Annotated in this window: 24 protein-coding genes; 3 read left to right on the top strand and 21 right to left on the bottom strand. The window is 45.4% G+C overall.

Translation table 11 applies throughout. From position 1 onward, the window contains the following. Positions 1-61 precede the first annotated feature (61 nt). The 7 genes from ACP2WE_RS09195 to sufB form a co-directional block, all read right to left on the bottom strand. Positions 62-1,099: a hemerythrin domain-containing protein gene (locus ACP2WE_RS09195; RefSeq protein WP_425215250.1), complete on the bottom strand. Its 1,038-nt coding sequence runs from the start codon at positions 1,097-1,099 to the stop codon at positions 62-64. Between the two features lie 182 nt (positions 1,100-1,281). Then, positions 1,282-1,782, bottom strand: coding sequence for a hypothetical protein (locus ACP2WE_RS09190; protein WP_425215249.1), 501 nt, complete (start codon positions 1,780-1,782; stop codon positions 1,282-1,284). Between the two features lie 88 nt (positions 1,783-1,870). Then, a complete protein-coding gene (locus ACP2WE_RS09185) occupies positions 1,871-2,119 on the bottom strand; it encodes a GlsB/YeaQ/YmgE family stress response membrane protein (RefSeq protein WP_425215248.1) in 249 nt (82 codons plus the stop codon). 84 nt (positions 2,120-2,203) lie between these two features. Then, on the bottom strand, positions 2,204-2,779 hold the full coding sequence (locus ACP2WE_RS09180; RefSeq protein ID WP_425215247.1) for a YtxH domain-containing protein: 576 nt from the start codon (positions 2,777-2,779) through the stop codon (positions 2,204-2,206). 600 nt (positions 2,780-3,379) lie between these two features. Then, positions 3,380-4,762 (bottom strand): Fe-S cluster assembly protein SufD, encoded by a 1,383-nt coding sequence (gene sufD, locus ACP2WE_RS09175; protein ID WP_425215246.1) that lies wholly within the window; start codon positions 4,760-4,762, stop codon positions 3,380-3,382. Further along, positions 4,759-5,547: a Fe-S cluster assembly ATPase SufC gene (sufC, locus tag ACP2WE_RS09170; protein ID WP_425215245.1), complete on the bottom strand. Its 789-nt coding sequence runs from the start codon at positions 5,545-5,547 to the stop codon at positions 4,759-4,761. Before sufC ends, sufD begins: the two co-directional genes overlap by 4 nt. Before the next feature lie 159 nt (positions 5,548-5,706). Further along, a complete protein-coding gene (gene sufB, locus ACP2WE_RS09165) occupies positions 5,707-7,146 on the bottom strand; it encodes a Fe-S cluster assembly protein SufB (protein WP_330485053.1) in 1,440 nt (479 codons plus the stop codon). 168 nt (positions 7,147-7,314) lie between these two features. Between sufB and sufR the strand changes: the two genes are divergently transcribed. Next, the gene (gene sufR / locus ACP2WE_RS09160; RefSeq protein ID WP_425215244.1) at positions 7,315-7,974 is read left to right on the top strand and encodes an iron-sulfur cluster biosynthesis transcriptional regulator SufR; all 660 of its coding nucleotides are present in this window, start codon (positions 7,315-7,317) and stop codon (positions 7,972-7,974) included. Between the two features lie 298 nt (positions 7,975-8,272). After that, positions 8,273-8,836, top strand: a complete 564-nt coding sequence (locus ACP2WE_RS09155) for a transposase (protein WP_425215275.1) — start codon at positions 8,273-8,275, stop codon at positions 8,834-8,836. Here the strand turns inward: ACP2WE_RS09155 and ACP2WE_RS09150 are convergent. From ACP2WE_RS09150 to ACP2WE_RS09130, 5 genes are all read right to left on the bottom strand, one after another. Beyond that, positions 8,833-9,072: a hypothetical protein gene (locus ACP2WE_RS09150; protein ID WP_425215243.1), complete on the bottom strand. Its 240-nt coding sequence runs from the start codon at positions 9,070-9,072 to the stop codon at positions 8,833-8,835. The genes ACP2WE_RS09155 and ACP2WE_RS09150 overlap by 4 nt on opposite strands. Before the next feature lie 67 nt (positions 9,073-9,139). Further along, complete coding sequence (locus ACP2WE_RS09145) at positions 9,140-9,349, bottom strand: CAB/ELIP/HLIP family chlorophyll-binding protein (RefSeq protein WP_425215242.1); 210 nt, start codon at positions 9,347-9,349, stop codon at positions 9,140-9,142. Between the two features lie 411 nt (positions 9,350-9,760). Next, on the bottom strand, positions 9,761-10,201 hold the full coding sequence (locus tag ACP2WE_RS09140) for a cupin domain-containing protein (RefSeq protein ID WP_425215241.1): 441 nt from the start codon (positions 10,199-10,201) through the stop codon (positions 9,761-9,763). Positions 10,202-10,313: 112 nt separating this feature from the next. Beyond that, positions 10,314-11,150 carry a RibD family protein gene (locus ACP2WE_RS09135; protein WP_425215240.1) on the bottom strand — a complete coding sequence of 279 codons (837 nt, stop codon included), beginning with the start codon at positions 11,148-11,150 and terminating at the stop codon, positions 10,314-10,316. A gap of 15 nt (positions 11,151-11,165) precedes the next feature. Beyond that, positions 11,166-11,732, bottom strand: coding sequence for a hypothetical protein (locus ACP2WE_RS09130; RefSeq protein ID WP_425215239.1), 567 nt, complete (start codon positions 11,730-11,732; stop codon positions 11,166-11,168). Positions 11,733-11,985: 253 nt separating this feature from the next. Between ACP2WE_RS09130 and ACP2WE_RS09125 the strand changes: the two genes are divergently transcribed. Continuing rightward, entirely contained in the window at positions 11,986-14,607 is a 2,622-nt protein-coding gene (locus tag ACP2WE_RS09125) for a two-partner secretion domain-containing protein (protein ID WP_425215238.1), read from the top strand. A gap of 19 nt (positions 14,608-14,626) precedes the next feature. Here the strand turns inward: ACP2WE_RS09125 and ACP2WE_RS09120 are convergent, their stop codons facing one another. The 9 genes from ACP2WE_RS09120 to ACP2WE_RS09080 form a co-directional block, all read right to left on the bottom strand. Then, positions 14,627-14,962 carry a XisI protein gene (locus ACP2WE_RS09120; RefSeq protein ID WP_425215237.1) on the bottom strand — a complete coding sequence of 112 codons (336 nt, stop codon included), beginning with the start codon at positions 14,960-14,962 and terminating at the stop codon, positions 14,627-14,629. Then, positions 14,950-15,366: a XisH family protein gene (locus tag ACP2WE_RS09115; RefSeq protein ID WP_425215236.1), complete on the bottom strand. Its 417-nt coding sequence runs from the start codon at positions 15,364-15,366 to the stop codon at positions 14,950-14,952. Before ACP2WE_RS09115 ends, ACP2WE_RS09120 begins: the two co-directional genes overlap by 13 nt. Before the next feature lie 106 nt (positions 15,367-15,472). Next, positions 15,473-16,858: a tRNA uridine-5-carboxymethylaminomethyl(34) synthesis GTPase MnmE gene (gene mnmE, locus ACP2WE_RS09110; protein ID WP_425215235.1), complete on the bottom strand. Its 1,386-nt coding sequence runs from the start codon at positions 16,856-16,858 to the stop codon at positions 15,473-15,475. Positions 16,859-16,868: 10 nt separating this feature from the next. Further along, positions 16,869-18,029, bottom strand: a complete 1,161-nt coding sequence (locus ACP2WE_RS09105) for a cysteine desulfurase family protein (protein WP_425215234.1) — start codon at positions 18,027-18,029, stop codon at positions 16,869-16,871. A 66-nt stretch (positions 18,030-18,095) separates the two neighbouring features. Next, complete coding sequence (locus ACP2WE_RS09100) at positions 18,096-18,887, bottom strand: TatD family hydrolase (RefSeq protein ID WP_425215233.1); 792 nt, start codon at positions 18,885-18,887, stop codon at positions 18,096-18,098. A 152-nt stretch (positions 18,888-19,039) separates the two neighbouring features. Further along, entirely contained in the window at positions 19,040-19,435 is a 396-nt protein-coding gene (locus ACP2WE_RS09095) for an AbrB family transcriptional regulator (protein WP_425215232.1), read from the bottom strand. Positions 19,436-20,504: 1,069 nt separating this feature from the next. After that, positions 20,505-21,278, bottom strand: coding sequence for a peptidylprolyl isomerase (locus ACP2WE_RS09090; RefSeq protein WP_425215231.1), 774 nt, complete (start codon positions 21,276-21,278; stop codon positions 20,505-20,507). Positions 21,279-21,421: 143 nt separating this feature from the next. Beyond that, positions 21,422-21,982 carry a photosystem I assembly protein Ycf4 gene (locus ACP2WE_RS09085; protein WP_425215230.1) on the bottom strand — a complete coding sequence of 187 codons (561 nt, stop codon included), beginning with the start codon at positions 21,980-21,982 and terminating at the stop codon, positions 21,422-21,424. A gap of 388 nt (positions 21,983-22,370) precedes the next feature. Next, on the bottom strand, positions 22,371-24,890 hold the full coding sequence (locus tag ACP2WE_RS09080; protein WP_425215229.1) for an acyl-CoA dehydrogenase: 2,520 nt from the start codon (positions 24,888-24,890) through the stop codon (positions 22,371-22,373). Positions 24,891-24,897: the final 7 nt, after the last annotated feature.

The following is a 24,897-nucleotide window of genomic DNA, read 5'->3' as shown; positions in this document are numbered from 1 at the left end:
CTGATAATTAAATCTAGGACTTGTAACTAACCCCGATGGTGCAGCACAAGTCCTAAAAAATCTAGTGAGAAGCGGATTCTAGTCGCCGATCTTGAATCTGACTCTTGGCGATTTTAAAATCTGTCGCAAGTTGTTTCTGTTGCTCGTCGCCAAAACTACTGTGAATGCGAGGGAACATTTCCTCTTCTTCTTCTCTCACATGGGCATTTACAGCCAATGCTAAAAGCTCTACCGCAGCTTTAAATGCCACCGTATCTTCACAGTTCATCGCTTTGATCTGTTCGAGCGTTTGCTTCATTTCCGCCTGTTCGTCATACAGTTTCTGAACGTCATTGAAATAAGGACGCACAACTGCATAGACAACTTTCTCCTCGGCTTCGGCGTGAGCGCTCAAATCTTGATAGACTTGACCAAAATACTCCTCTAGCTTCTGAGAGTCGTCAGTGGCTTTAATCTGAGCAAAGAGAGTGTATACCTTAGCGTGATCGAGACGAATCAGATCGCAGATATTAATCTCACGATCGTTACGACTGATGAGACTGCCAGCAATCCCACTCAGCGCAGCGATGGTATCCTGTACCCTTGACCACAGACCGCTGTCTGAAGGCTTACCAGTTAGCTCCATCGTACTCAGAGATTCCATAATCCCTTTAAGTTGCTCTTCATGTCCGCGATTTTCAAAGTTAACTGTATTAAGCGGGGCGATCGCTACAGCAATGTCCGCACCGACCACTTGACCAGCCTTGTGAACGAGAACTCCTGCCATTGCTTGAGTATGCTTGAGAATTTCATGCTTTGCCACCTTTTCAAACAAAGTGAGATCTGTATCTTCCATCATCTTCTCGGCTTCTTCGATTTCCCTCTGCATTGTAGGGTTTGGTTCAGCTTTAATTCCATACTGAACGATCACAGTGTCAATGATACCCAAGTTTTTCTGATCGTCTTTGAGAAAGCCTTCTAACCGATTCGTGATTTCTCGATCGGGACAGGCTGCAATCAGACTCTTTTCATTAGCAATTAGCAGGTTTTGAGTTGCTTTCATGTCTGCCAATTTGACAGCGATTGCCGTGCGTTTGGTATCTTCGAGTGTTACTGACATTGACGATTACTCCTTAATGTTATAGTTAAGAAAACGGTACTTCTCTTAATAAAAATGATGACGTTGGCATGTCCAACTACTTGATTGACTTGATGAACTTGCTCTACTACGAAACAAAGTGTAATAGAACTCACGCTCTACTACACTTTGTTTGCAAAGTGCGAAGCAGTCAACAGAGTGTTTTATCGTTGACTTGCTTTAGAAGCTCGATTCCAAGCATCTTTTACTGCATGTTGAGCTTTTTCCCAAGGTAATCTTGCAGCATGATTTGTTTCATAATCACGCTGCAAATCTGTCTCGACTTCGCTGTAAGACCGATCGTTCTGACCATAGCGATCGTAGCCTTCATAGCCAATGCGATAGGCTGGTTCATAATCTTCGTAGGTTTTATCTTTGTCAACATAGGAACTAGAAGTATAAGCCTCTTGCCAATTGGTTGCTTCAAAAGTGGGATTCGCTTTCTCAGCCACACTTTTACCAGTCAAACCGCCAGCGACTGAGCCGATCGCCGCACCAACTACCGCACCAATGGGACCACCAACTACACCGCCGACGACTGTGGCTACAGTGCCAACACTTGCTGCTCCCACACCTGTTCCGACAGGATGCGATCCCACTTCTCCAGAAATCGGATCGAGGTTAGCATCGGGTTGCGTATCAGGGTTCATAGTTTTATTCGTCATGGTTATTTATCCTCTAAAAAATCTATTTGCAATTTATCCAAAATCTCAGAATTGAAAGCATCTCTCTTACTCAATCAGCGATGAGTAATTAAGAGGTTCTATTAACTAAGCGAATTCCATACAGTAAGACTACTGCGCCAATGGTTGCCACAATCAAACTGCCAATCAAGCCCCCACCTGTGGAAATACCAAAGGTATTGAATAGGAAACCTCCCAACAATGCACCAATGATACCGATAACAATATCGCCCAGCACACCGAAGCCACCACCTTGAACTAGTTGACCAGCTAAAGCTCCTGCCACTAGTCCGATAAAAATAAACCAAATAAAGTCCATAGATTTTTTCTCTGTTTATCCATTGAAAGTACATGTGAATAAGAGAATAGTTAGCGTAAAGCGTTGACTATTCTCTTACTAGATTTACTGTCCTAAGAAACTTTTGACAGAATCAATGGCTTCATCGACTTTGTTACCAGCTTTTTCAGGTAAGTCTTTGGTTCCATCCTTAACTTCATCGGCGCGATCGCCTGCCATTTTCTTAGCTTTGTCTACACCATCACCAATTTTTCCCTTGGCATCCTTAGCGACATCCTTCGCTTTGCCAATATTTTCCTTGGTGCCTTCTTTCACATTTTTAGCCAAGTCCTTCGCACGGTTTCCTGCTTCTTTAGCAAAGTCTTTGGAGGTCTCTGCAACCTTGTCAATCACCTTGTCGGTTCTACCATCTCGAAGATCGCGACCGATTTCCTTGGTGACACCCGCAACTTTATCAATCGCCATGTCCGTTTTCACTCCTTGTGTCACCTTACTGACTCGATCGCCAATAATGTTAGCCAAGGGAGATGCGATCGCCCTTGGACTAAAAAAGGTAACTTGCAACATCAAAACTAGTAGGAACCCAAAGGCTAAAAGAAGTACTTTCTGTACACCGTTTAAGCCAGTGGTAACTGAAGAATTAAAATGAGGGGCTCTGCCACCATCTAAGATATTAGCCATGTATTTCACCTAGTGTTTTGCCTGTAATGTGTTAGCTAAGATTCAACCTAACAGGCAATTGTTCGATCTCATGTTTTGGAAAGGTATGACTTGATTGAATTGCATCAAAATCAGATAAATCTTTACAATAAATCTCTCCATTTGTCGTTGGAGTAGTTATATGAGAACCACTACAATTGTGTCAGGATTGTTTAGATACTGAGATGAACTTCATTTTCACCTGCTTACCATCCAGTCATTCCAGTTTGTATGAGTGGTTGGATTATTGCGATCGACTCTTCTATCTCTTAATTTGTAGGCTTTTCTATTTCACACAGTTTTACATTTGCTAGATTCTAGGTATCAAGAGATTGGTTGTAAGCGTGGTACTCGTAGAGGGTTCTTTCAAGATATTCTCTCTCTTACCAAGTACTTTATCTTTGAGAGTTGGCAACATTTAATCGAATTTATGCTTAGCGATGCTCCTGTGTTTGCAGATTCGTGTTAATTTCATTACTGCGTTATGTATCATTTATTACGGTTTTGAATTTGGAATTGCTGTGTATAAAGACGTTACCTTTTTAGATGAACGCCGATAGCCTTGAGGAATTTACGATATTTCTAAGATAAATGCGCCAAAACGAATGTACTGAGAGATTCCTGAAGCGAAGCGATCGCAATTTGGTTAATTACTTCCGCAGCAAAGGCATAGGTGAGTAGACTCGCCGAACTTGCCGCATCAATACCTCGACTTTGCAGATAGAAAACCTCCTCAGCATCCAATTGGCTGACGGTAGCACCGTGAGCGCATTTGACGTTATCCGCAAAGATTTCCAATTGGGGTTTGGTATCGATTCGTGCCTTGGCAGATAGCAATAGGTTGCGGCTGAGTTGCCGCGAATCTGTCAGTTGCGCGGGTTTTGCCACTTGAATTTTGCCATTAAACACGGCATGACCGCGATCGCCTGCTATACACTTGTGCAATTGATTGCTCGACCCGTGGGGATAGTCGTGGGACATGCATGAATGCGTATCTGCTAAGCGTTGACCATCCATGAGAGCTAGCCCATTTAAATGAGTTTCGGTTTGTTCGCCCATTTGTCTGGCGTGTAAGTTATGCCGAGAGAACTTCGCACCAAGGCTAATCGTGTTGCCTTGATAGACACTGTGACGACTCTGTGCGATCGCGGTATTCGCCACCCAAAAGGCTTCATTGCCTTCCTGCTGCACTTTTGTGTGATTGACTTGGGCGGCTTCAGCCAACCAAATTTCGGTGACCGCATTGGTAAAATAGGACTGTGAATCCATACCCACATAGGTTTCCACCAGAGTAACCTTACTATGGGCTTCAGCAACCACCAAACAACGCGGCTGAGAAATAATTCCACCATCAGCCGAGACAAATAATAGCTGGATGGGAGCTTCTATACTTACGCCTTTGGGAATGAGTACGACCGCAACATCTTTCGCCAAACTGCTCAGACAAGCCGTATTCAGCGTAGCAAAGAAGTCTTGGGTGTCAGGATGCTTGGCTAGATGCGATCGCAAGATCGGGGCAATATCGTCGCCAATTGTTCCCAAGGTTCCAACAATTACGCGATCGAGATTCTGGGTATGCGAATACTGAGAACTAAATGAGCCATTGATGAATGTGAGTAGGTTCCCTGTGGCTTCTGGAATCGTCGCTTTTTCGATCGCCTGTGCGATCGCGTAATCTACCGTCCGATCCGCTTCGGATCGGGTTGGCGTTAACTTCGCAAGGTCAGAAATGTCGGTAAACTTCCATTCCTCGTCTTTGGTGGTGGGGAACTTGAGCGTTGTGAGGCGATCGCGGGCTTCTTGCTGAACTTCGGCTAAGTATTTGTTTGTGAGAGTCTCTGGGGCTAAAGCTTCGGGTTTGTATAGCGCTAAAATCTGATTGGCGAATTTAGAGCGATCGGCGATCGCGGCAAATTGAGAGGGGGACTGTCCGTTAGAAATTTGCTTGGAAACTTGAATTGTCATCTCGCCACCTCAAGTACTTCCTCTTCTTTTAACCAGTCGTAGCCTTTTTCTTCTAGTTCCAAAGCTAATGCCTTGTCACCTGTGAGGATGATGCGACCACCTTCCATGACATGAATAAAATCAGGGATAATGTAGTTAAGCAGGCGCTGATAGTGGGTAATCACGAGAGAGCAGTTTTCCGCATTGGAGAGGTGATTGACACCATTTGCCACAATTCGCAGCGCATCGATATCCAGCCCTGAGTCAGTTTCGTCTAAAATCGCTAGGGTTGGCTCTAAGATTGCCATTTGCAGGATTTCATTTCGCTTCTTTTCGCCACCCGAAAAGCCTTCATTCACACTACGGCTTAAAAACGAGGGATTCATTTCCACGACATGCAACTTCTCTTGAATGAAATCATCGAAGTCAATCAGATCCAACTCGGCTAGACCTTTTGACTTTCTAACGCTGTTATAAGAGAGGCGCAAAAAATCAGAATTGGTGACGCCAGGAATTTCTAAAGGATATTGAAAGGCTAAAAATATACCCGTTCTTGCTCGTTCCTCTGGTTCTAATTCCAATAAACTCTCGCCTTTATAGAGAATTTCGCCCCCTGTGACCGTATAGGCAGGATGACCTGCTAGTACTTTGGATAAGGTGCTTTTACCCGAACCGTTTGGCCCCATAATCGCATGGACTTCACCAGCTTTAATCTCTAGATTTAGCCCGTTCAGAATTTGGACTCCATCAACTTCCGCAGTCAAATCCTTGACTGATAAAATTACTTCACTATTTTCGACAATCATTTCTTTTTTCTTAACAGTTAGCTTAAATTGTAATGTTTTTGGAGTAATGGAAGTTCATAGCGATTAGAGAGAACTCTTTAACATTTGCGTAGCCTGTTCGAGGATTTCCTTGATAACGTCACTTCGAGCTTAGCATGAGCAAGTGTGCGATCGTAGGCATTATCCAACACTATTCTCTAATTTCAGTGCCAAGAGCTTATCGGCTTCCACTGCAAATTCCATAGGCAAAGCATTAAAGACTTCTTTACAGAAACCGCTAATAATCATGGAAACCGCATCTTCCATAGAAATACCGCGTTGCTGAAAATAGAACAGTTGCTCCTCGCCAATTTTGGAAGTAGATGCCTCATGTTCGACCTTCGCGGTATGGTTTTGCACCTGAATGTAAGGGAAAGTATTCGCTTGGGAATCGCTGCCGATTAGCATGGAGTCACATTGGGAATAGTTTCTTGCGCCTGTGGCATTGGGGTTGATTTTAACTAATCCACGATAGCTATTTTGAGAATTCCCAGCCGAGATTCCTTTAGAAATAATTTTGCTGCGTGTATTCTTGCCAACGTGAATCATTTTTGTGCCCGTGTCGGCTTGCTGCTTGTTATTTGTCAGCGCCACGGAATAGAACTCACCCACGGAGTTATCACCCGCTAACACGCAACTGGGATATTTCCATGTAATCGCCGAACCCGTTTCTACCTGAGTCCATGAGATTTTGGAATTTACACCCGCACAAAGACCGCGCTTGGTGACAAAGTTGTAAATGCCACCCTTGCCATTTTTGTCGCCCGCATACCAATTTTGCACGGTGGAATACTTGATTTCGGCATTATCCAAGGCTACCAATTCTACAACTGCGGCGTGGAGTTGATTTGTATCGAACATCGGTGCAGTGCAACCTTCGAGATAGCTGACATAGCTGCCTTCCTCGGCAACGATCAGGGTGCGCTCAAATTGACCTGCATCGACGTTGTTAATCCGAAAATAAGTAGACAAGTCCATGGGGCAACGCACGCCCTTGGGGATATAGCAGAAGGAACCATCGGTAAATACGGCGGCGTTAAGTGCGGCATAATAGTTGTCGGCGATCGGCACGACGCTACCCAGATACTTTTCGATCAGTTCGGGGTAATCATGCATCGCTTCTGAGATCGAGCAGAAAATCACGCCCACTTTCGCCAGGTCTTTTCTAAATGTTGTGGCGATCGAGACGCTATCAAATACGGCATCGACGGCAACGTTCGATAGGCGCTTTTGCTCCGAGATCGGAATCCCCAGCTTTTCAAAGGTTGCCAACAGTTCGGGATCGACCTCTTCGAGGTTATCTAACTTTTTCTTTGCTTGTTTTGGAGCCGAATAATAGACGATGTCTTGAAAGTCAATTTTGGGATAGCTCACATGCGCCCAGGCTGGTTCTTCCATTTTTAGCCACTGGCGATAGGCTTTGAGTCGAAATTCCAACATAAATTCGGGCTCATTTTTCTTAGCCGAAATCATGCGGACGACATCCTCACTGATGCCACGAGGAATTGTATCCGACTCAATCTGGGTGACGAACCCGTACTTATACGGTTGGTTGACTAACGCCTGAACCGTTGCAGTCATCTCTTTCTAAGGCTCCTAGTGTTTGTGTGTGAATCCCTGTGCTTAGACTCCTCATTTCTGGGAGGTGGGTTTAGGGGACTAAAACAACTTACTTGTTTCTTAACTACATTTTAGGTTACATTAGCAACATACAAGTTGTCAAAGTCATTTTTGCATCATATCTCGCCCATGAAACCGCCAAGTATTCCTATAGAGCAGGCTTCAACCAAGCAAGATATCTTACAGCACCTTTTAAGGCAGGGGCAGGCTTCCGCGATCGAACTAGCTGAAAACCTGGATATTAGTCCGCAGGCGATCCGCCGCCATCTTAAAGATTTAGAAACCGAGGGGTTAATTCAGCACTCTGTCGAACAAGCAGCAGGGATGGGTAGACCCCAACATATTTATCAACTCAGTTCTAAGGGGCGCGATCGCTTCCCAGATCGCTATAACCAATTTGCCGTGAGTTTCTTAGATACCCTGATTGAAACCGTGGGTGAAGATCAGGTTGACCAAGTTTTACATAAACAATGGCAGCGCAAGGGCATCGAGTATCGCAATCTTTTAGGGAATGGCTCGTTACAAGAACGTCTAGAAAAGCTCGTACTGCTGCGTCGCTCGGAAGGCTACGTGGCGGAATGGTATGCCGTGGAGACCAACGGTCAGCCTAGCTTTATTTTTACGGAATATAACTGCGCGATCGCTCACGTCGCCGAATCTTTTCCCAGCGTGTGCGGTCATGAGCTAGAGATGTTTGGTGTTGCGCTCAACTGCACGGTCGAGCGCACGCACTGGATGGTGGATGGCGAACATCGCTGTGGATATTTAGTTCGGGCGATCGCTTCATAAAGGATTCAAGGGGCAACACGGAATTCATTATTTCGTTCTTGATTTATTTACTCTGGTGCTTTGTCAGTCGATCCCGTCGAGGGGGGGAGTGGTTTACCGAGAGTTATTCAGCTGCCCCAGAGATACTATTAAGGCTGAAGAGTACACGAAACAAACAGGACGCAAACCAGGGGGACGAGTTCCTGCTCCCCCCCCTTTGAGCATTGGTGACAAAGACCAATACAATTTCACCGACCCTGAATCGCGGATCGTGAAAAATAGTGGAAACCAAGGATTTGACCAACATTACAATTGACAAATTGTAGTTGACCAACTTGCCTTATTGATTGTCTCTAACACTCTCTCCAATCATACTAACGACCAACTTGAGACAATGCTCACTCTTGATGCGATTAACCCTAGAGTTGGCAAGGCTAAACGGGCAGCGTTTGATGCAGGTTACTTCAGTGAGACCAATATTGAAAGATTTCAATCACGCCAAGTTGAGCCTTTCATTGCGACAGGACGACAACCTCATCACTCGTATTTGCACTCTCTTTTAGCTCAACTAACAGAACCTCTTGGAGAAGATGCGACCCTACAATTGAAGATGAAATATAAGTTGCAATCTGAGGAAGGAAAAGCATTTTATCGTTTACGCAAGAGAACTGTTGAACCAGTCTTTGGTATTATCAAAGAGTCTATGGGATTTCGTCAGTTCTCTTTGCGTGGCTTGACTAAATCCACTGGAGAATGGAACCTTGTTTGTTTAGCTTTCAATTTCAGACACCTATACCAACTCATGTTGAAAAAAGTTATTTCTCCGACAAGCTGCTTGGCAAGGAGACTTGCAAGGAGAGGCGCTTATACAATCAATCATTAATAGAAGGGGTGGAAAGTCAGGGTTGCTAGGACTCCAGTGACAACGGAAGCAACCAAGGTGTAACTCCAGAATTTTCCAGCTTCAGGATTTGTCCCTAGTGCCGTGTCTTCGCGACTGGCGGTAAAGAACAACGACCAAGCTTGAGTAGCACTGATCGGCGCAAATTTGTTGAAGTCATCTAAAAATACCGTAGGAGTAAATAGATTGCGACCTTCGTAGTTAAATGTAGTTTTCATAAGTCTTCCCTTTAAAGTTGTGAATGTTGTGGATAGAAGCGAGTTGGAAATGGAATGACGATCTAGTCTAGACGTTGGTTAGCCACCAGATTAGACCGTGACCGGTTACAATTTCCATGGCGAGTAATGAGACAAAACCAATCATGGCGAGGCGACCGTTGAGCAGTTCTGCGTAGGGAGTAAAACCTGCTTGTACTGCTTCTTCTAAATAAACTTGGGGTTCGATCGCGTAGTTGTTGAGAATGCCGTCGTTGTTGAGTGTGTATCCGCTTTTCATTGGTTTGATTCCCTAATTCCGTGTATGTAAAGTAATGTAACAGGCATTCCCATATGATGAATCTAGCTAAAGGCTTGTCTGTAAGCGATCGCTAGCATTCACAAAGACTTATGTAATTTGAGGGATGTCTTTAGATAGAGGTAAATCCACCTAATTCTGTTAACCTGCCGTTTCAGGAATTTCCATAGGGAAGTCGATATTTTTCGTACAGGAAAGATAGAGGGAACTCCAAGTTCGTACTCGTACTTTATGTCCTGCTGCGCATCCCAATCCAGATAGTCTTTGGGGGACATGAGGCGATCGCTATATTGGGGCTGAGCAACCATAAATGCTTTTCAATCATTATCGATGACGATCTTAGCAAAGTGCGATCGCTTCATTATCCCTATAGTGCTAGCAATCGGAACTTTACTAGGCACAGATCGGGTAATCAAGTAACTCAAGGGCAGATCTAGCTGCATCTAAGTCATAGGGAAAGGGTCTGGGTAAAGGACGGTAATCTCTTTCGTCAGTCCCGCCATGACGCAGCACGGCATTGACCATGAGGCAAGGCTCATCGCTAAAGTTGATCGCCGCATGGGGAATACCTCTAGGAATTTTCACCACAGCAGGTTTGCGATCGCTCAGCCCAATATAGTCATACTTGCGATTTTGCAAAATCACCAGCACAAAGCTCCCCCTTACTACCAAAAGCTGGTCGGTCTGAAAGTGATGTACAAATAAGTCGTCATTGGCTCCCCCTGCTACCTGTACGAGCATAGTTTCATGACTGGACTGAGGTGTAAAAAACTCAGCCATCCCACTTTTGATTGAGAATAAGTTTCTAACTTCGACACGACTAATTAATCCCATATCTAGATGTCTCCGTATCGTTACCAACAAGGTCAGCCTATATCAGAAATATTTTAACATTTGTCACTTGAGACACGAAAAGCGCCAATTCTGTGATATGGGTTTCGCATAATTAGCGATCGGTTGCGGGTTGAATTTGATACCGTAAGAATAGTTCGTCTTCATGACGGTAAAGCGATCGCAGCTTTAACTGGGGTAGATCGCCCGTACCCATGCCATAGCCAGCTCCAGCGATTACGGATGAATTTTCCACGCCACCCACAAGACGAGGAGAGAGCGTCAGAAATATCTCATCGCACCATCCCTGAGAAATAAAGGCATAGTTAAGCGAGGGCCCCCCTTCGACCAGCAATCGCTGCACGCCAAACTGAGTAAATAATCTGTGGAGCATTTCCCCTAAATCTACTTCACCTGAAACTGCCCCACCATTCGCACCATATTTCGAGGCATTACGCAATAACCGCACCACGATCGCTTTTTGAGACAACTCCCGTTCTACGGATTCCAGAGCCGATTCCCCCAAAAACACCACGCGCAAATCTCTGCCTGCTGCCCAGAACTGATGCTCTGTAGGTAAGTTGCCACGATTGCTAACCACAATTCCCAAGGGTTGAGGTCGATCGGGAAAATGCAGCGATCGCTCTTCTGCTAACTCTGGTGAAACCGTGGGAATAAATGGATCGACTCGTAAAGTGCCTCCGCCAACCAAGACCCCATCCATCTGAGCACGTAGTCGCTGCATTAATTTGCGATCGGGTCTAGACCCTAAACCTGTAAGCTCGCCAGCGTGGGTAGTTGCTTTGCCATCGACACTAGACACCATATTAAAGACAATGTAAGGACGCGTGCGCGGTTCGCCTGACTGAAAAAAAGGTATTCCTTCTGTAGGAAACCCCAATTCTTCAAAAGTGTAGATTAAATCGTGGGAGGTATAGAGACCGTTGAACATATTATCGTTACGTGATTACTGCTTTAACAGTTCGATCGGTTGACCTTCCGCTTGCCATGTTTTACCATCTTCGGAAACTTTAAAGATAGTTGGTTCTGCATTTTGAGGTGGCTTCTGACCGTTGGCGGTCTCTACCTGCGAAATCACCTTTCTGCTATCGGGTTTGCTATCTAATTTGATCGTGCCAGTGGTTTTGACTTCCTGTCGATCTAGTTTTAGAGTAGCTTCAAAGGAACCATCGGGCTTAATCAACCACTTACCAGAAATATCTTTAATCCCCTGCTTTTGGGCTGCCTGCATTGCCTCATCCCCAAAACTGGTTTTGTATTCTCCTGCCAAAGACTCCAGTGTTAATGGAGCTACCTTAGGATCAATTTTTGGAGCGCTTTTACTTGGAGCGCTACTAACAGAAGCTTGAGGCGTAGGGTTAGATGAGGCTTGGGGCTTTGATGAAGCTACAACGGAGGCGGGCGGTGGTGAAGCTACAGTTCCTGAAGTTTGTTGACAAGCTGCAAGGCTGGTGACAAACGAGACGGTGGCAGCGATGCCAAGCAGTCTATGCGTGATTTTGGTCGTTAACACTTAACTGATGTGCTTTAGGTTTAGATGGTTATAGCTTAGATCGTAGCGTAGGAATTTTATTCCTAAATCTAGCCTTGAGGTCAGAGAGTTTTGCCAGAGCTTATCTCAACAGATTGTTGGAATATCCATAAATTACAAATCTTGATGGGTTTAATATGATTTTTCTGATAAATTTCTTAAATCAAGGCTAAAAGGCTGAGGATAAACAACAGTTAGACGGGTAAAATTGTACAAACTGAGAGGAGCTATACCTGTGAATAAGACCATCTTGCCCTTACTTGCGATCGCTACCTTTTCCCAACTTGCAGGAATTTCAGGAATTGGTCACGCTTCGGCACAATCAATTATTCCAGCCAACGATCTTGGTACAAATGTTTCCCAACAAGGCAACAGATTTGATATCGGCGGGGGCACACAGGCAGGTGCGAATCTTTTCCACAGTTTTCAGCAGTTTGGTTTAAATCAAGGACAAATTGCTAATTTTCTCTCAAATCCCAGCATTCAGAATATCCTCAGTCGGGTTGTAGGTGGCGATCCGTCTGTAATCAACGGCTTAATTCAACTCACGGGTGGTAACTCCAATCTCTACATCATGAATCCTGCGGGGATTATCTTTGGCGCGAATGCCAGTTTAAACGTTCCCGCCGCTTTCACCGCCACAACTGCGAATGGTATTCAAGTTGGGAATAACTGGTTTGGAATTAATACCAGTGTCGATACGATCAAAACCCTTACGGGATCTCCGAATGGGTTTGGTTTTGCCAATCCCGTTCCTTTGGGAGGGACAGTTCCAAATACAACGGGAGGAGCGATCGTCAATGCTGGCAACCTCTCTGTAAAAGAGGGACAGAGCATCACCTTAGTGGGTGGAACAGTAATTAATACAGGTACGATCGCTGCACCCACAGGCAAAATCACAATCGCTGCCGTTGAGAATGGTAAGTACGTTCGTATCAGCCAAACAGGAAGCTTATTGAGTTTAGACCTACCTGTGGCTGATAAAGAGCAGCTAACCGCCAATAGTAAGCCAATTCAAGCTACCGATCTCCCAACTTTGCTTACGGGCAGACCCGATCTTGCTGCGGTTACTGGCTTATCCGTCAATCCTTTGGGACAAGTGGTATTGCCAAATAGTGTTGCAGTTCCAACGCAAACTGGCACAGCGATCGCTTCAGGCAATCTCGATGTTTCTTCCTCGGCAGCGATCGGCGGCACGATTCATATTCTAGGCACGAATGTGGGATTGGTCAGTGCCAAGATCGATGCTTCTGGTTTAACGGGTGGTGGCACTGTCTTAATCGGTGGTGACTACCAAGGCAAAGGCACTGTGCCCAATGCTCAATTTACCTATGTCAGCCCAGACTCAACAATTATTGCGGATGCACTACATAGTGGGAACGGTGGAAATGTAATTGCTTGGGCAGACAACAAAAATTCTTTTTACGGTCGTATCTCAGCTCAGGGTGGAACTCAAACAGGTAACGGCGGATTTGTGGAAGTATCTGGGAAAGATACCTTGGTATTTCGCGGCAGCGTTAGCACGCTTGCACCTAAAGGGAACAGAGGCACGCTACTTCTCGATCCAGTCAACATCACAATTCAAGATGGAAATAACGATGGAGATGACCCTGGTGCTCTGACAAATGCTTTTGGTAATAATGGTGCTGGTAATAACGGACAGGTTCTCGTTGGTGATGCTATTACAACGATCTTTGAGTCAGAGTTAGAGGGCTTAGCGGCGGGGACAAATGTATTGTTAGAAGCATCTAATGACATTACAATTCAACCGCTTGTAACAGATGGATTTTTGAATTTTTCATTCGATCCGGGCGGTTCGATTACATTTAAAGCGGATGCCGATAATAATGGTGTTGGCAATTTCTCCATGAGATCTACAGATACAATCAACACTGGAAGCCGTAATCTGACAATCTCTGGTGCAAATCTTAGTCTTGGAATTATAAGTGCTGGAAGTGGCAACGTTACCCTTACAGCAACCAATGACATCAATACACCCACACAACCAAATAGCTTTTTTAATACGGCGATCGCGGGTAATAATGTATCGATAACTAGCACTCTCGGAAATATTAATACTGGCAGTATTGCTGCTTATGACCCAAATACGAATGTAGGAAGCTTATCACTAACGGCAAACAATGGAACTATTACGGTAAATGGATTTTTACAAGCAGGTTATACAGATGGAACAACTCCAGCCACTGACAGTTCGATAACAATTAGTGCGGGTAGTTTTAGAGCAGTCAATCCTCTTACTGGTCCACAAAATTTGGGGTTTCAGTTCGTTCCCATGAGCCTTATCGCTTTTACGGGTGGACAGCCAAATAATGCTGCATCGACACCTCCCCCTCGGAGAATTCAGTTGACTTTACCGAACGATCCTCAACCAAGAATTTTAGCTGGCGCGGCTTCCGACCCATTAATTATCTCGATTACGATTACAAAAGATACATCGTTTAGGTTTTCTAAAATTACACCAGGTGGAGCGATCGATCCGCTTCCAGCTACAGGCAGTGGTATTGAAGGCGCGATCGGTTTAGGCGCAACCAATATTCCACCGAATTTGTTGGTGCTTATTTCCGATCAGTCGTTTACGGCTAATCCAAGCTTGACCAATGCCTCGACGGGAGTACTACCAACCGATGGAGCTGTAGCTGCTGCTAGAACTGCCGAAGTCCAAACGGCTTCTAATATCGATACCTGCGATCCAGATAAGGATAAGAAGCCTGCGCTCAACGTGACGGCTTCACTCCCCGCACCTGTCTCAGGAGGGATCGATCGCGGTGGAACTTCAGGTAACGACGGTCAAGGTGGGTCTCGTGATGCTAAAGCAAAGCTTCCCTCCTGTAAGTAAGGGTAAAAGATTCGCATGTTTAAGCGATCGCATAGCCAGTATAGGGACGGATATCTGGCTCACGAAACCCCAAGACAATTTGATTTTTAGAAATGCCAGCATTTTCTAAATCGAGGGCAATGCCTTGTTCTGTGCCATCTCGCTGAATCCATATTTTGCTATCAATGATGTCGATGTGGATAATGCAGCCATGCACGCGCCTCTTGTTATTCCAGCCAACATTAACGAGCAGATAGCGATCGCGGATGCGATCGAAAACTGTTTCAGTCTCAAAGTTCCCATGAGCATAGGGAACTGCTGCATAATCAGATAAAATGCGCTCGACTATATCGCGATAGTCATCTAGGTTATCCATTGTAAAACCTCCTCAGTGTCAGGTGAAAAAACCATCAGCTTGATCCGCCGCTTGTTTAAAACTAATTGACCTATGGGCTCTTGAAAAAGATCTTGATAGGTTGAATCTCTAATTGCCAAATATAAAATCCTGTCTGGCTCGACCTCTTCGAGAATATCAAAATAGAGAACGTATTGTCCTAGGGCATTTTCTAGATCTGCAATATCCGAGCGACTGATAAAACTCTTGACTTCGACTGCAATCTTGACATTATCTTTTTCAGCAGCAAGAAATGCCTCTGCTCCCAAATCGACGTATAAATCTTTCTTACCCCATTCCAATTTCAAGGGATCGTGGGTAATTGTCCAGCCCTCTTCGATCAATGCATTTTTTACGACATTATGATACAAATCTCTGGCTGGCATACTAGCAAACGAACTCCGTATTTGAGACTATTTCTATAATGATATCGCGTTTCTCTTTTGAAGATTTATGGAGAAAAACCAATTTCCAATTTTGAGAGTTGGCGAATTACTTGCCAATACAAAAGCGGCTAAAGATTTGGTCTAAGAGAGATTCTGTCACTTCTTCCCCTGTGATTTCGCCGATCGCATGGATAGCCGTTCTCAGGTCAATCGTCCAGAAATCGAGGGGTAAGCGATCGGCGATCGCTTCTTGCACTTTCTCCAAAGCTTGCACGGCTCTGAGCAGGCAGGCTTTTTGTCTTTGGTTAATCGCAATCTCAAGATTGGCAGCATTCAAATTCGTCTGATTGACGCAATTGAGAATTGCCGCTTCCAATTCCTCAATTCCCTGCTGATGGGCAGCAGCAGTTTTAACGATTTGCTGGAATTGAATTTGCTGAAATTCGGCAGTAAGCATTCCATTGCGATCTGAGAGCAGATCGATTTTATTCACAACGAGAATCACAGGGCGATCTTGAATTAAGTTGTAGATGTCACGATCGCGATCTAGCCAACCTGTCTGTGCATCGATCACCAGTAAAACCAAATCGGCTGTTTGCGCCGCTTGTTGCGATCGCGCCACGCCAATTTTTTCGACAATATCCTCTGTGGCGCGGATACCAGCCGTATCCAGCACTTGAATTGGAATTCCACCCACCACCAGTTGAGAATCGACCACATCGCGGGTGGTTCCGGGCAGGTCGGTGACGATGGCGCGATCGCTGCGGCTCCAAGCATTCAGCAAACTTGATTTGCCAACGTTGGGTCTTCCGACGATCGCTACTTTTAAGCCAGATCGCAATAATTCGCCGCGATCGGCCGTGGCGAGAATATGTTGGGCAGAAGTAGCAACCTGTTGAATTTCCGAAATCACCCAATCTCGATCTAAAGGTGGTAGGTCATCCTCAAAGTCAACTCGCGCTTCGATTTCTGCCAGAATCTCTACGCACTTGGTTCTCAGCAGTTTTAAGGACTGGGCTAACTTGCCTTGCAGCGAAGCGATCGCCGTTTGAGCCGCTTGGGGCGATTTTGCCCCGACCAAATCCTGAATGCTCTCGGCTTGGGTCAGATCGATGCGTCCATTTAGAAATGCCCGCAAACTAAATTCGCCTGGTTGGGCTAACCGCGCTCCCTGTTCTAAACAGAGATTTAGTACCTGTTGCACCGCCATGATGCCCCCATGACAATGAAATTCCACGACATCCTCGCGGGTGTAGGAACGGGGGGCTTTCATTAGTAATAACAAACTCTCATCAACGGTCGTGTGGTTGCTGGGATTCCGCACATGACCGTAGAGAATGCGATGGCTCTCCCAAGGTTGATTGCCGGGGGCATGGAAAATGATTTTGGCGATCGCTTCTGCTTGACTGCCTGAGAGCCGCACAATTCCCACACTGCCCTGCTGGGGCACTATCGCCGTAGCGATCGCTGCGATCGTATCCACTAGGCTCATTGCACTAAACTCATCGCATCACTTCTCGCTCGATGACCTGCCGCAGAACCAGTGCCGTCCAGTCTACATCCGCCTCTGTTGTGTCCCTACCCAAGGTGAGACGGATACTTCCCAGAGCTTGCGCTTGACTAAAGCCCATCGCCATTAACGTAGAACTTGGGACGAGGCTACCACTACTACAGGCAGAACCCGAACTGATGGCAATTCCAGCCAAATTTAAGGCAGTGACCAAGCGGCGACCGTTAAGATAGGGGTGACAAAAACTGAGATGGTTCGGCAGACGATTTGCCCCTCCTCCTTTTCCTGCGAAATCATAATCTCCCGTCGGTTCTAAATCGGGAATATCCTTCAGTTGATGGAATAGGCGATCGCGCAGACTCATCAAGCGCTCGAATTCAGCAGCTAGTTCTTGTTGTGCCAAGTCTGCGGCAAGACCAAAGCCTGCGATCGCAGCAACCGCCTGTGTCCCCGATCGTATTCCTGCTTCTTGACCGCCCCCCATCAGCAAAGGTAACAATTTCTTGACGGTGGCATTAACATATAACGCCCCTACTCCCTGCGGCCCGTAGAGCTTATGGCTGGAAATCGACAGCAGATCGATCGGCAGCGATCGCAGATCGATCGGTAAGCGTCCTGCAGCTTGTACGGCATCGGTATGAAATAAAACGCCAGCGTTGCGGCAAATTTGCCCCAATTTCTCAATGGGTTGGATCGTTCCCACCTCATTTTGGGCATAGATAACCGATACCAATACCGTATTAGGGCGCAGAGCGGCGGATAAATCTTTGGGGTGCACTCGTCCCATGCGATCGACAGGCAAGCGCGTAATTTCCCAGCCCATTTGCTCTAGAAATTTAGCGGGTTCGCTAATTGCCGAATGCTCCACGGCAGAAACGATCGCATGCTGAGGAACGCAATAATTACGAGCAACTCCAAACAGCGCCAAATTATCAGATTCAGTTCCCCCTGAAGTGAAGATAATTCCCTCTGGCTCTGCCCCAATTAAGCTGGCAACCTGCAAGCGCGATCGCTCGATCGCCATGGTTGCCCTTTCACCCCATGCATGCAGGCTAGAAGGATTGCCCCACTGCGATCGCATGACTTCTCCCATAAAGTCAATGACTTCTGGTCTAGTCGGCGTGGTGGCACCATGGTCGAGATAAATTTGCATAGGTTGCAGCAGCAGGGGGAGGTAAATTTAACTTATTTAGTTGTCTTTAATTGTCATTCCTAATCGTTAAGACAGGTTAAACAGCTTGAAAGCATTTGCTGTGGTCTGAGCGGCTAAATCGACTAAAGGCTCACCGCGCAGTTCTGCCAATTTCTCGGCAACATGCAGCACATAGGCGGGTTCGTTGCGCTTGCCACGCTCTGGGACGGGGGCAAGGAAAGGGCAATCGGTCTCGATTAATAAGCGATCGCTAGGTACGATCTTAGCTGCTGCTTGCAGGGTTTTGGCATTTTTGAATGTGACCACACCGCTAAAACTAATATACATGCCCAAATCCAGGAACCACTGAGTTTCCTCTGGAGTACCTGCCCAGCAATGCATCACACCCTTTACGGGCTTGGGACTTTGAGCGTTAAATGCTTCTAAAACCTCTCGCGTCGCGATCGCGGCATCGCGACAGTGAATAATTACTGGTAAATCAAGCGTATGCGCGACTTGGAGTTGGGCGGTAAAGCCAGCGATCTGTGCGGTTTTATTTTCTGCTTTAAAAAAATCTAGCCCTGTTTCGCCAATGGCAACCACCCTAGGATCGCTTTTTGCAAGGCTGTGAATTTGTTCGCCCACAGCAGGTTCCCAGCCCTTTTCGTTTAAATCATCATCAAGTGGATGTAACCCCACCGCAAAACTAACTTCGGGGAAGCGATCGGCGATCGCTCGAATCTGCTCAAACTCACTGGGTGTAACGCAAGAATGCACCAGCCGCGTAACTCCGACCTCTTGCCAACGCGATCGCACCGTTTCAAGATCGGGTTCAAAATTTTTAAAGTTAACGTGAACGTGCGTATCAACAAGCTGCATAAAGATTTAAAAATAAAAGGCAAAGAGCAAACATCAATACCTCTGCTATTTTACTTTCACTTTTTTAGAGTTGACAGTTGACAGTTCAAATGTTAATTCCAATAAATACAGCTAACCGATAACCGATAACCCTTTACCAATAACCGATAACCTTACTCCTCATCTTCGTCAACTTCTTTTTCCTCGGTCAGTTGAATCAAATGAATGTGCTTGTAACCCAACTTAATTTCAAACTCATCTCCTTCGTTGAGACCCATTGAGCGTGTATAGGTAGATCCAATCACGATCTGTCCGTTTTTATGCACGCTAACACGATAGGTAGGTTCGCGCCCACGCCCATCTTTAGGTTGTTCGGGGTTAATTGGATAGCCCCTTGCTGCCAAAACAGCTTCATAAAATTCGGTCAAATTGACACGTTCTTGGAGATCTTTGGTACGTGAAAAGTACCCACAGCGTTTTGCTTGTTCGCGTTTGGGGAGATGATTAAATTCTTTGACTTTTTGAAGTAGTGCTTTACCTGTTAAAGGAGCAGTTACAATATCACTCATGGCGTTATCAATAATGTCACTAATTCAGAACAGCGAATGTTTGTGAAACCAATCACGGCTTAGAAATTCTAACGAGAATTTCTAGCCTGAGAAATTCTAATTTCTCCGATCTTAATGTTGAACCCTATTTGGAGATCTTCATATAGATAAAATAGATTAGTCAAAAATTGGCAAATTGTTTTTGTATCATTTATATACTTAATCTATCATTATCTCTCTTTACTTATAGATCGATTTAAATCTTTTAATTTAGATCGGCTAATTTAAAGAAATACGAAAGAATATATCTAGGTTATAAACGCAATTGAATATGATTGTAAATCATCTGAGGAAATTCGATCGATTATGTCAAGATCTCTAATTAAAAAGAACTCATAAGATCTATCTATGAAAAGCACTTGCCGAAAAATCCTCTATATTTGTCTACAGTCACTTAGCTGAGTAAAAGCTAAACTATTGACTAGCTATCTAAGTTTATTTTTAGATCGATCTGGCGATTGAGATCGTTCGTTTACATCTATAAGGAGGATTCTGCAATATTAGTTAACAATCAATATAGTATTTGATCATTTTGATATTTAGTAATATATCAAAAGTTATTTGTTTATCGATAAGCCTTTATCCATAAAAAGAGAAGCTAGGCTTTCTCTAGAAGAAAAACCGATCCACTAGGTATCACTTCTACTCGAACATTTCAGGGAAATGTATCTAAATCTAAAATCCTCAATCTAAAATACTAATACCAAGTCCTCTTAAATTTACGACAGATCGATTTTTGGGTTCCGTGCCGAGTGCAGTCTTTTCGCAAAGATGCAACGCATCATTTTTGAACCTGGTATAACTTCCTAAATACTCACTTGACTCCCTAAAATTGTTTGAGCTATACATCCCGAATCTTAAAAAATGCAAACGGATATAGTCATTTCTAGGGCGCATAAATCAGTAAGCCCTCTTGATAGGAGGGCTTACTGATTTCGATGTTTAGCAGAAAAGCTCAGCGGTCAAGCTTTTAAGGCTGTACATCCCAAGTGGCTCATTGATATTTCATAGAAGCCTAAACCCAATTTGCTTAAGCAGGCTGTTTGAGGTTCTCTGCACCTTTGACAATTGTCATAGACTCAATGCGATCGCCCGCTTGAATGCCATCGATTAACTTCATCCCATCAGTTACATAGCCAAATACGGCATAGGAACCATCGAGGAAATAAATATCAGCCAAAGCAAAGTAAAACTGAGAGGAGGCTGAGTTGGGCATCTGCGATCGCGCCATGGCGATCGCGCCACGCGAATGTTGTAATTTAGGTTTATCAGTGGTTGGCAAAATCTCACCATAGACTGCTTCGTTCTTACCTACGGGGAGAATTTCTAAAGGGATATAACGTGGCTGAGCTGTCACTGGGTCAATAAAGCTACCCGTGCCATTGCCTAAAGGGTCGCCACCCTGAGCGACAAACGGAGAAGGATCTTTGACCACCCGATGGAACGTCAAGCCGTTATACACACCTCGACTGACCAAATCGACAAAGTTTCCCGCAGTGATTGGGGCATTATTTCCATCGACTTCAATCGTCACAGTTCCAGATTTGAGCTTCATTTGCACAGTGGCACTACCGTTTAGTTGTGGTAGCTTGGCAGTAAGCGGATTCGATGGAACCTTGATTGCTGTTGGCTCAGAAGTCTTGTTGGCAATAGGGGGTTTTACCGTTTCTTTGGTTGTTGTTGCTGTAGCTTGTGCCTCGGTAGATTGCGTAGTTTTGGCTGTAGATGACAATCCAGAGGAACTACAAGCCGTTAATAGCAATACGCTAACAACTAAAAAGCAACTAATGATTTGGCGCAACATATTTATTTAAAATCCAAACTGAACGTAGTTATGCGAGTGTCGTAGACAAATTGTCTTGAAAATCCGATCGAATCAATCGAAAAAACTTGATTTAGATCGTACCCAAACGAACTAGCAAGCAAACACCGAAAAGCGAAATTATTCTAAAGCCCTTCTAGCGGTACGGAGAGAAATCTGGCTAATTCTGCGGCTCTATCTTCGAGTGCTGTCAAAGAGATCGGTTGTCCTACCTCGCTGAGCGGAATATCGCCTTTGCCTTTGACTTTAAGATACAGGGCACGTTTGGGGCTAAGTCCATTCCGAATTTCGACCCGCACAGCTTGGATATCTGCGATCGCATACTCAAAGTCTACTTGGTTATTTTTACCAGGGTAGCCTTGCCGAAAAATGCGAACTTTGCCTGTATCGAGATTAAATTCATTAAAGCCGCCACCTAGGTCAATGGTAATGATGAACCATAGATAGAGATCGAGCAATGTCCCAGCAATGCCATACAGACTGAGTGCCAATCCTTGAGGAAGAAAATCGATTTGGAGAGGCTCAGCCGATGGTAAAAGATTGACATGAAAGAAGCTAGATAAGCCAGCTAAAAGAAAGCCCACAGCGCCTACAGCAACAATGATGGCAAAACAATAATTACTGAAGCGTTTGGCTCCGACGATCGAATATTTGAGCGTATTGGTGGAAGTGGTAGTTGTTACCATTGGTCGTTGTACTTACAGAGCTAACTTTTTTATTGTAGGGGATTAGAGGATAAGCTCTGGCAAAACCATCTAGATTCAGGGCTAGCTAACCATTGTTGGGTTTGAACAAAATCAATCTTAATGTTTCGTAAGATTAGATTGTTTTGGGTTCAAGCCGTATTCAAAAATGGTTTAAGCAGCAATATATAAGGTGTAGGCTCTGTAAACCTTTTCGACAGGGTACTAGAATTTCTTTCCTTGTTCGTTGATTTCTATAGTTGCAAATAAATTTCGCCACTTTGCGGCCATATAGCGATCCTTAATTGTTTGCTAATGTAGTAAGAGCTGAAGGCCCTTGCAGGCAAGATGTCTGCGCTATAAATGAATTATTACGACTCAGTTAGGACTGCTATAGGTTTGCAGTTGCTAGCGGTTTCGCCACGATCGCACTGGGAGCATCAAATTTCTCATGTTTCTCATGGTTGTCAACTTTCGTCCCTTGCATATACTCATCCAAGCTAAACGCATCGACCTGAATCGCATCATTGCGTGCTAGTTCGGCTTCCCGTAGAAGGTTTGCTTCAGCTTCAGAAATAATATTTGCACTTAAAGCTAGCGCGATCGCTTGGTCTAAATCGCTATCCAGTTTAATCTGAAGCAACTGTCCCGATCGCATGGCTAGTTTTAGTTTTTGGAAGACTATTTCGGCTCGATCGCTGAGGCTAAAGGCATTTTCTAGGCGACCTAGTGCCTCGTTAGGGTCGGTGGGAATATAGATGCCAAATGTGAGGCGATCGCGATCGCTGCCAAAGGTTTGGAGGCTTTTCGCAATCTGACTGCCAAGGGTATCGGTAGGCAAACTACCGATGGGATTCAAACGACACCAACCGAGGAGAGGGACGCGAATCATCGCAGGCAAGGGCAGGTTATCAAGAATTCCTTCTAATGCTAGTTGGATTTGTGCCAAGCTATATTGCATCGCCCAGTTTACAAAGGGAAGATCTTCTGATTTCTGACCCTCGGCAGCAAAGCGTCGTAGGGTAGCACTGCCTAAATACAGCCAAGAGAGCGTATCGGCAAAGCGTCCTGTGAGTTTTTCGTGACGTTTTAAACTGCCACCAAAGAGTAAGAAGGCACAATCGGTAAGGAAAGCGAAGGTTGCCGATGCCCAAGTTAGTTTCTGATAATAACGAGCGATTTCCTTCGGAAGACCTACTGCCGTTCCCATAGAATCCGAGCTATGAGCAAGATGACCGCGCGACAGGCTCAAGAGCAGGCTGCGGAATCCATTCTTGACCGTAAAACCAAGATGATTCCATAAAAGCAGATCTAAAGCGATCGCATCTTGTTTTTGCAGGGCATCAATTTCTTGATAGATATAGGGGTGGCAACGAATTGCGCCCTGTCCGAAAATCATCATCGTGCGCGTGAGAATATTGGAACCCTCAACCGTAATTGGGATGGGCATGGCAGTATAGAGATTCGCAAGCAAATTACGAGGCCCGCGACAAATCCCCGCACCACCGAGCGTATCCATGCCATCATTGACGATTTTTCTGGCGAGTTCGGTAAATTGATATTTGGCGATCGCCGCTGCTACCGCAGGTTTCTCGCCGCGATCGACTGCCGCACAGGTATAAACCCTTGCTGCTTCCATAAGATAGGTCAAGCCACCGATTCTGGCTAGAGGTTCTTCCACACCCTCAAAGCGTCCGATCGGCAAGCCGAATTGTCGGCGCACGGCAGCATATGCCCCTGTTACCCGCGTGACGAACTTGGCTACGCCCGTACAGGTGGCAGGGAAGCTAATTCCCCGACCTGCGGCAAGGGTTTGCACCAGCATTTGCCAACCGTGACCCGCCTGTTCCACACCACCGATAATTTGCGAAATTGGAACTATAACGTTTGCACCTTCGATGGGGGAGTTGTAGAAGGGCACACCCATGGGGTCGTGTCGCTTGCCTAAAATCACGCCTGCGGTATTACTGGGAATCAGAGCGCAGGTGATTCCTACATCTTCACCCTTGCCCAAGAGATTATCGGGATCGTAAAGTTTGAAAGCAAGTCCGAGCAGGGTAGCGATCGCCCCCAAAGTAATATAACGTTTGCGGAAGTTCAGCCGAATGTATAGATTGTCATCTTCTGCTTTGAATACCACACCCTTAGCCGTAATGCTGGCAGCATCGGAACCCGCACTAGGTTCCGTCAAGGCAAAACAAGGAATTTCTTCACCCTTTGCCAATCGCGGCAAATAGTATTCTTTCTGTGCGGCTGTGCCATAATTGAGTAGCAATTTAGCGGGGCCGAGGGAATTCGTGACGCCCACCGTGGCAGTGTGGATAAAAGAACGGGAGGCTAACTTCATCATCACGGCACTATAGGCAAGACTGGAGAAGCCCAAGCCACCATGGGATTTTGGAATCGTCATGCCAAAAAATCGCTCTTGTTTTAGATAGTCCCATAGGGCGGGAGGCATATCTTTGCGACGATGAATTTCCCAATCCGTTGCCATGGTACAGGCTTTTTCTACCTTGACATCCAGAAAAGACTGAATTTCAGGATCTAGGGTGGGATAGGGTTCGCTATGGATGCGTTGGAAGTTAGGATTCCCTGAAAAGAATTCGCCCTCAATCCAAACCGTGCCTGACTCGATCGCGGCTTGTTCCGTTGCCGAAATGCTAGGCAAAAGTTTGAGCGCCCGAATCGCTTTCATGATGGGAGTTGTGGCAACATGCCGCCGTAGGAATGGCAGGTTGAAGACAAGCGCAAGAATACCAAAGATTCCCAAAATCCAAACAGGTGCGTTGAGTAGTAAAAGCGCGATCGCACCGTAGACCGACCACTGCCATAGGGATGCACCCATATACCCCAATAGCACAAATGCCACCAACAAAATTGGAACAGTCACAGCCAAAGATAAAGTAATCATGATTCTG

Origin of the sequence: Tumidithrix helvetica PCC 7403 (assembly GCF_965232925.1) — a bacterium.
In the GTDB taxonomy this organism is placed as follows: domain Bacteria; phylum Cyanobacteriota; class Cyanobacteriia; order Pseudanabaenales; family Pseudanabaenaceae; genus Tumidithrix; species Tumidithrix helvetica.
Note: the sequence above shows the minus strand (reverse complement) of the source record. Positions and strands in the feature narration are given on the sequence as shown.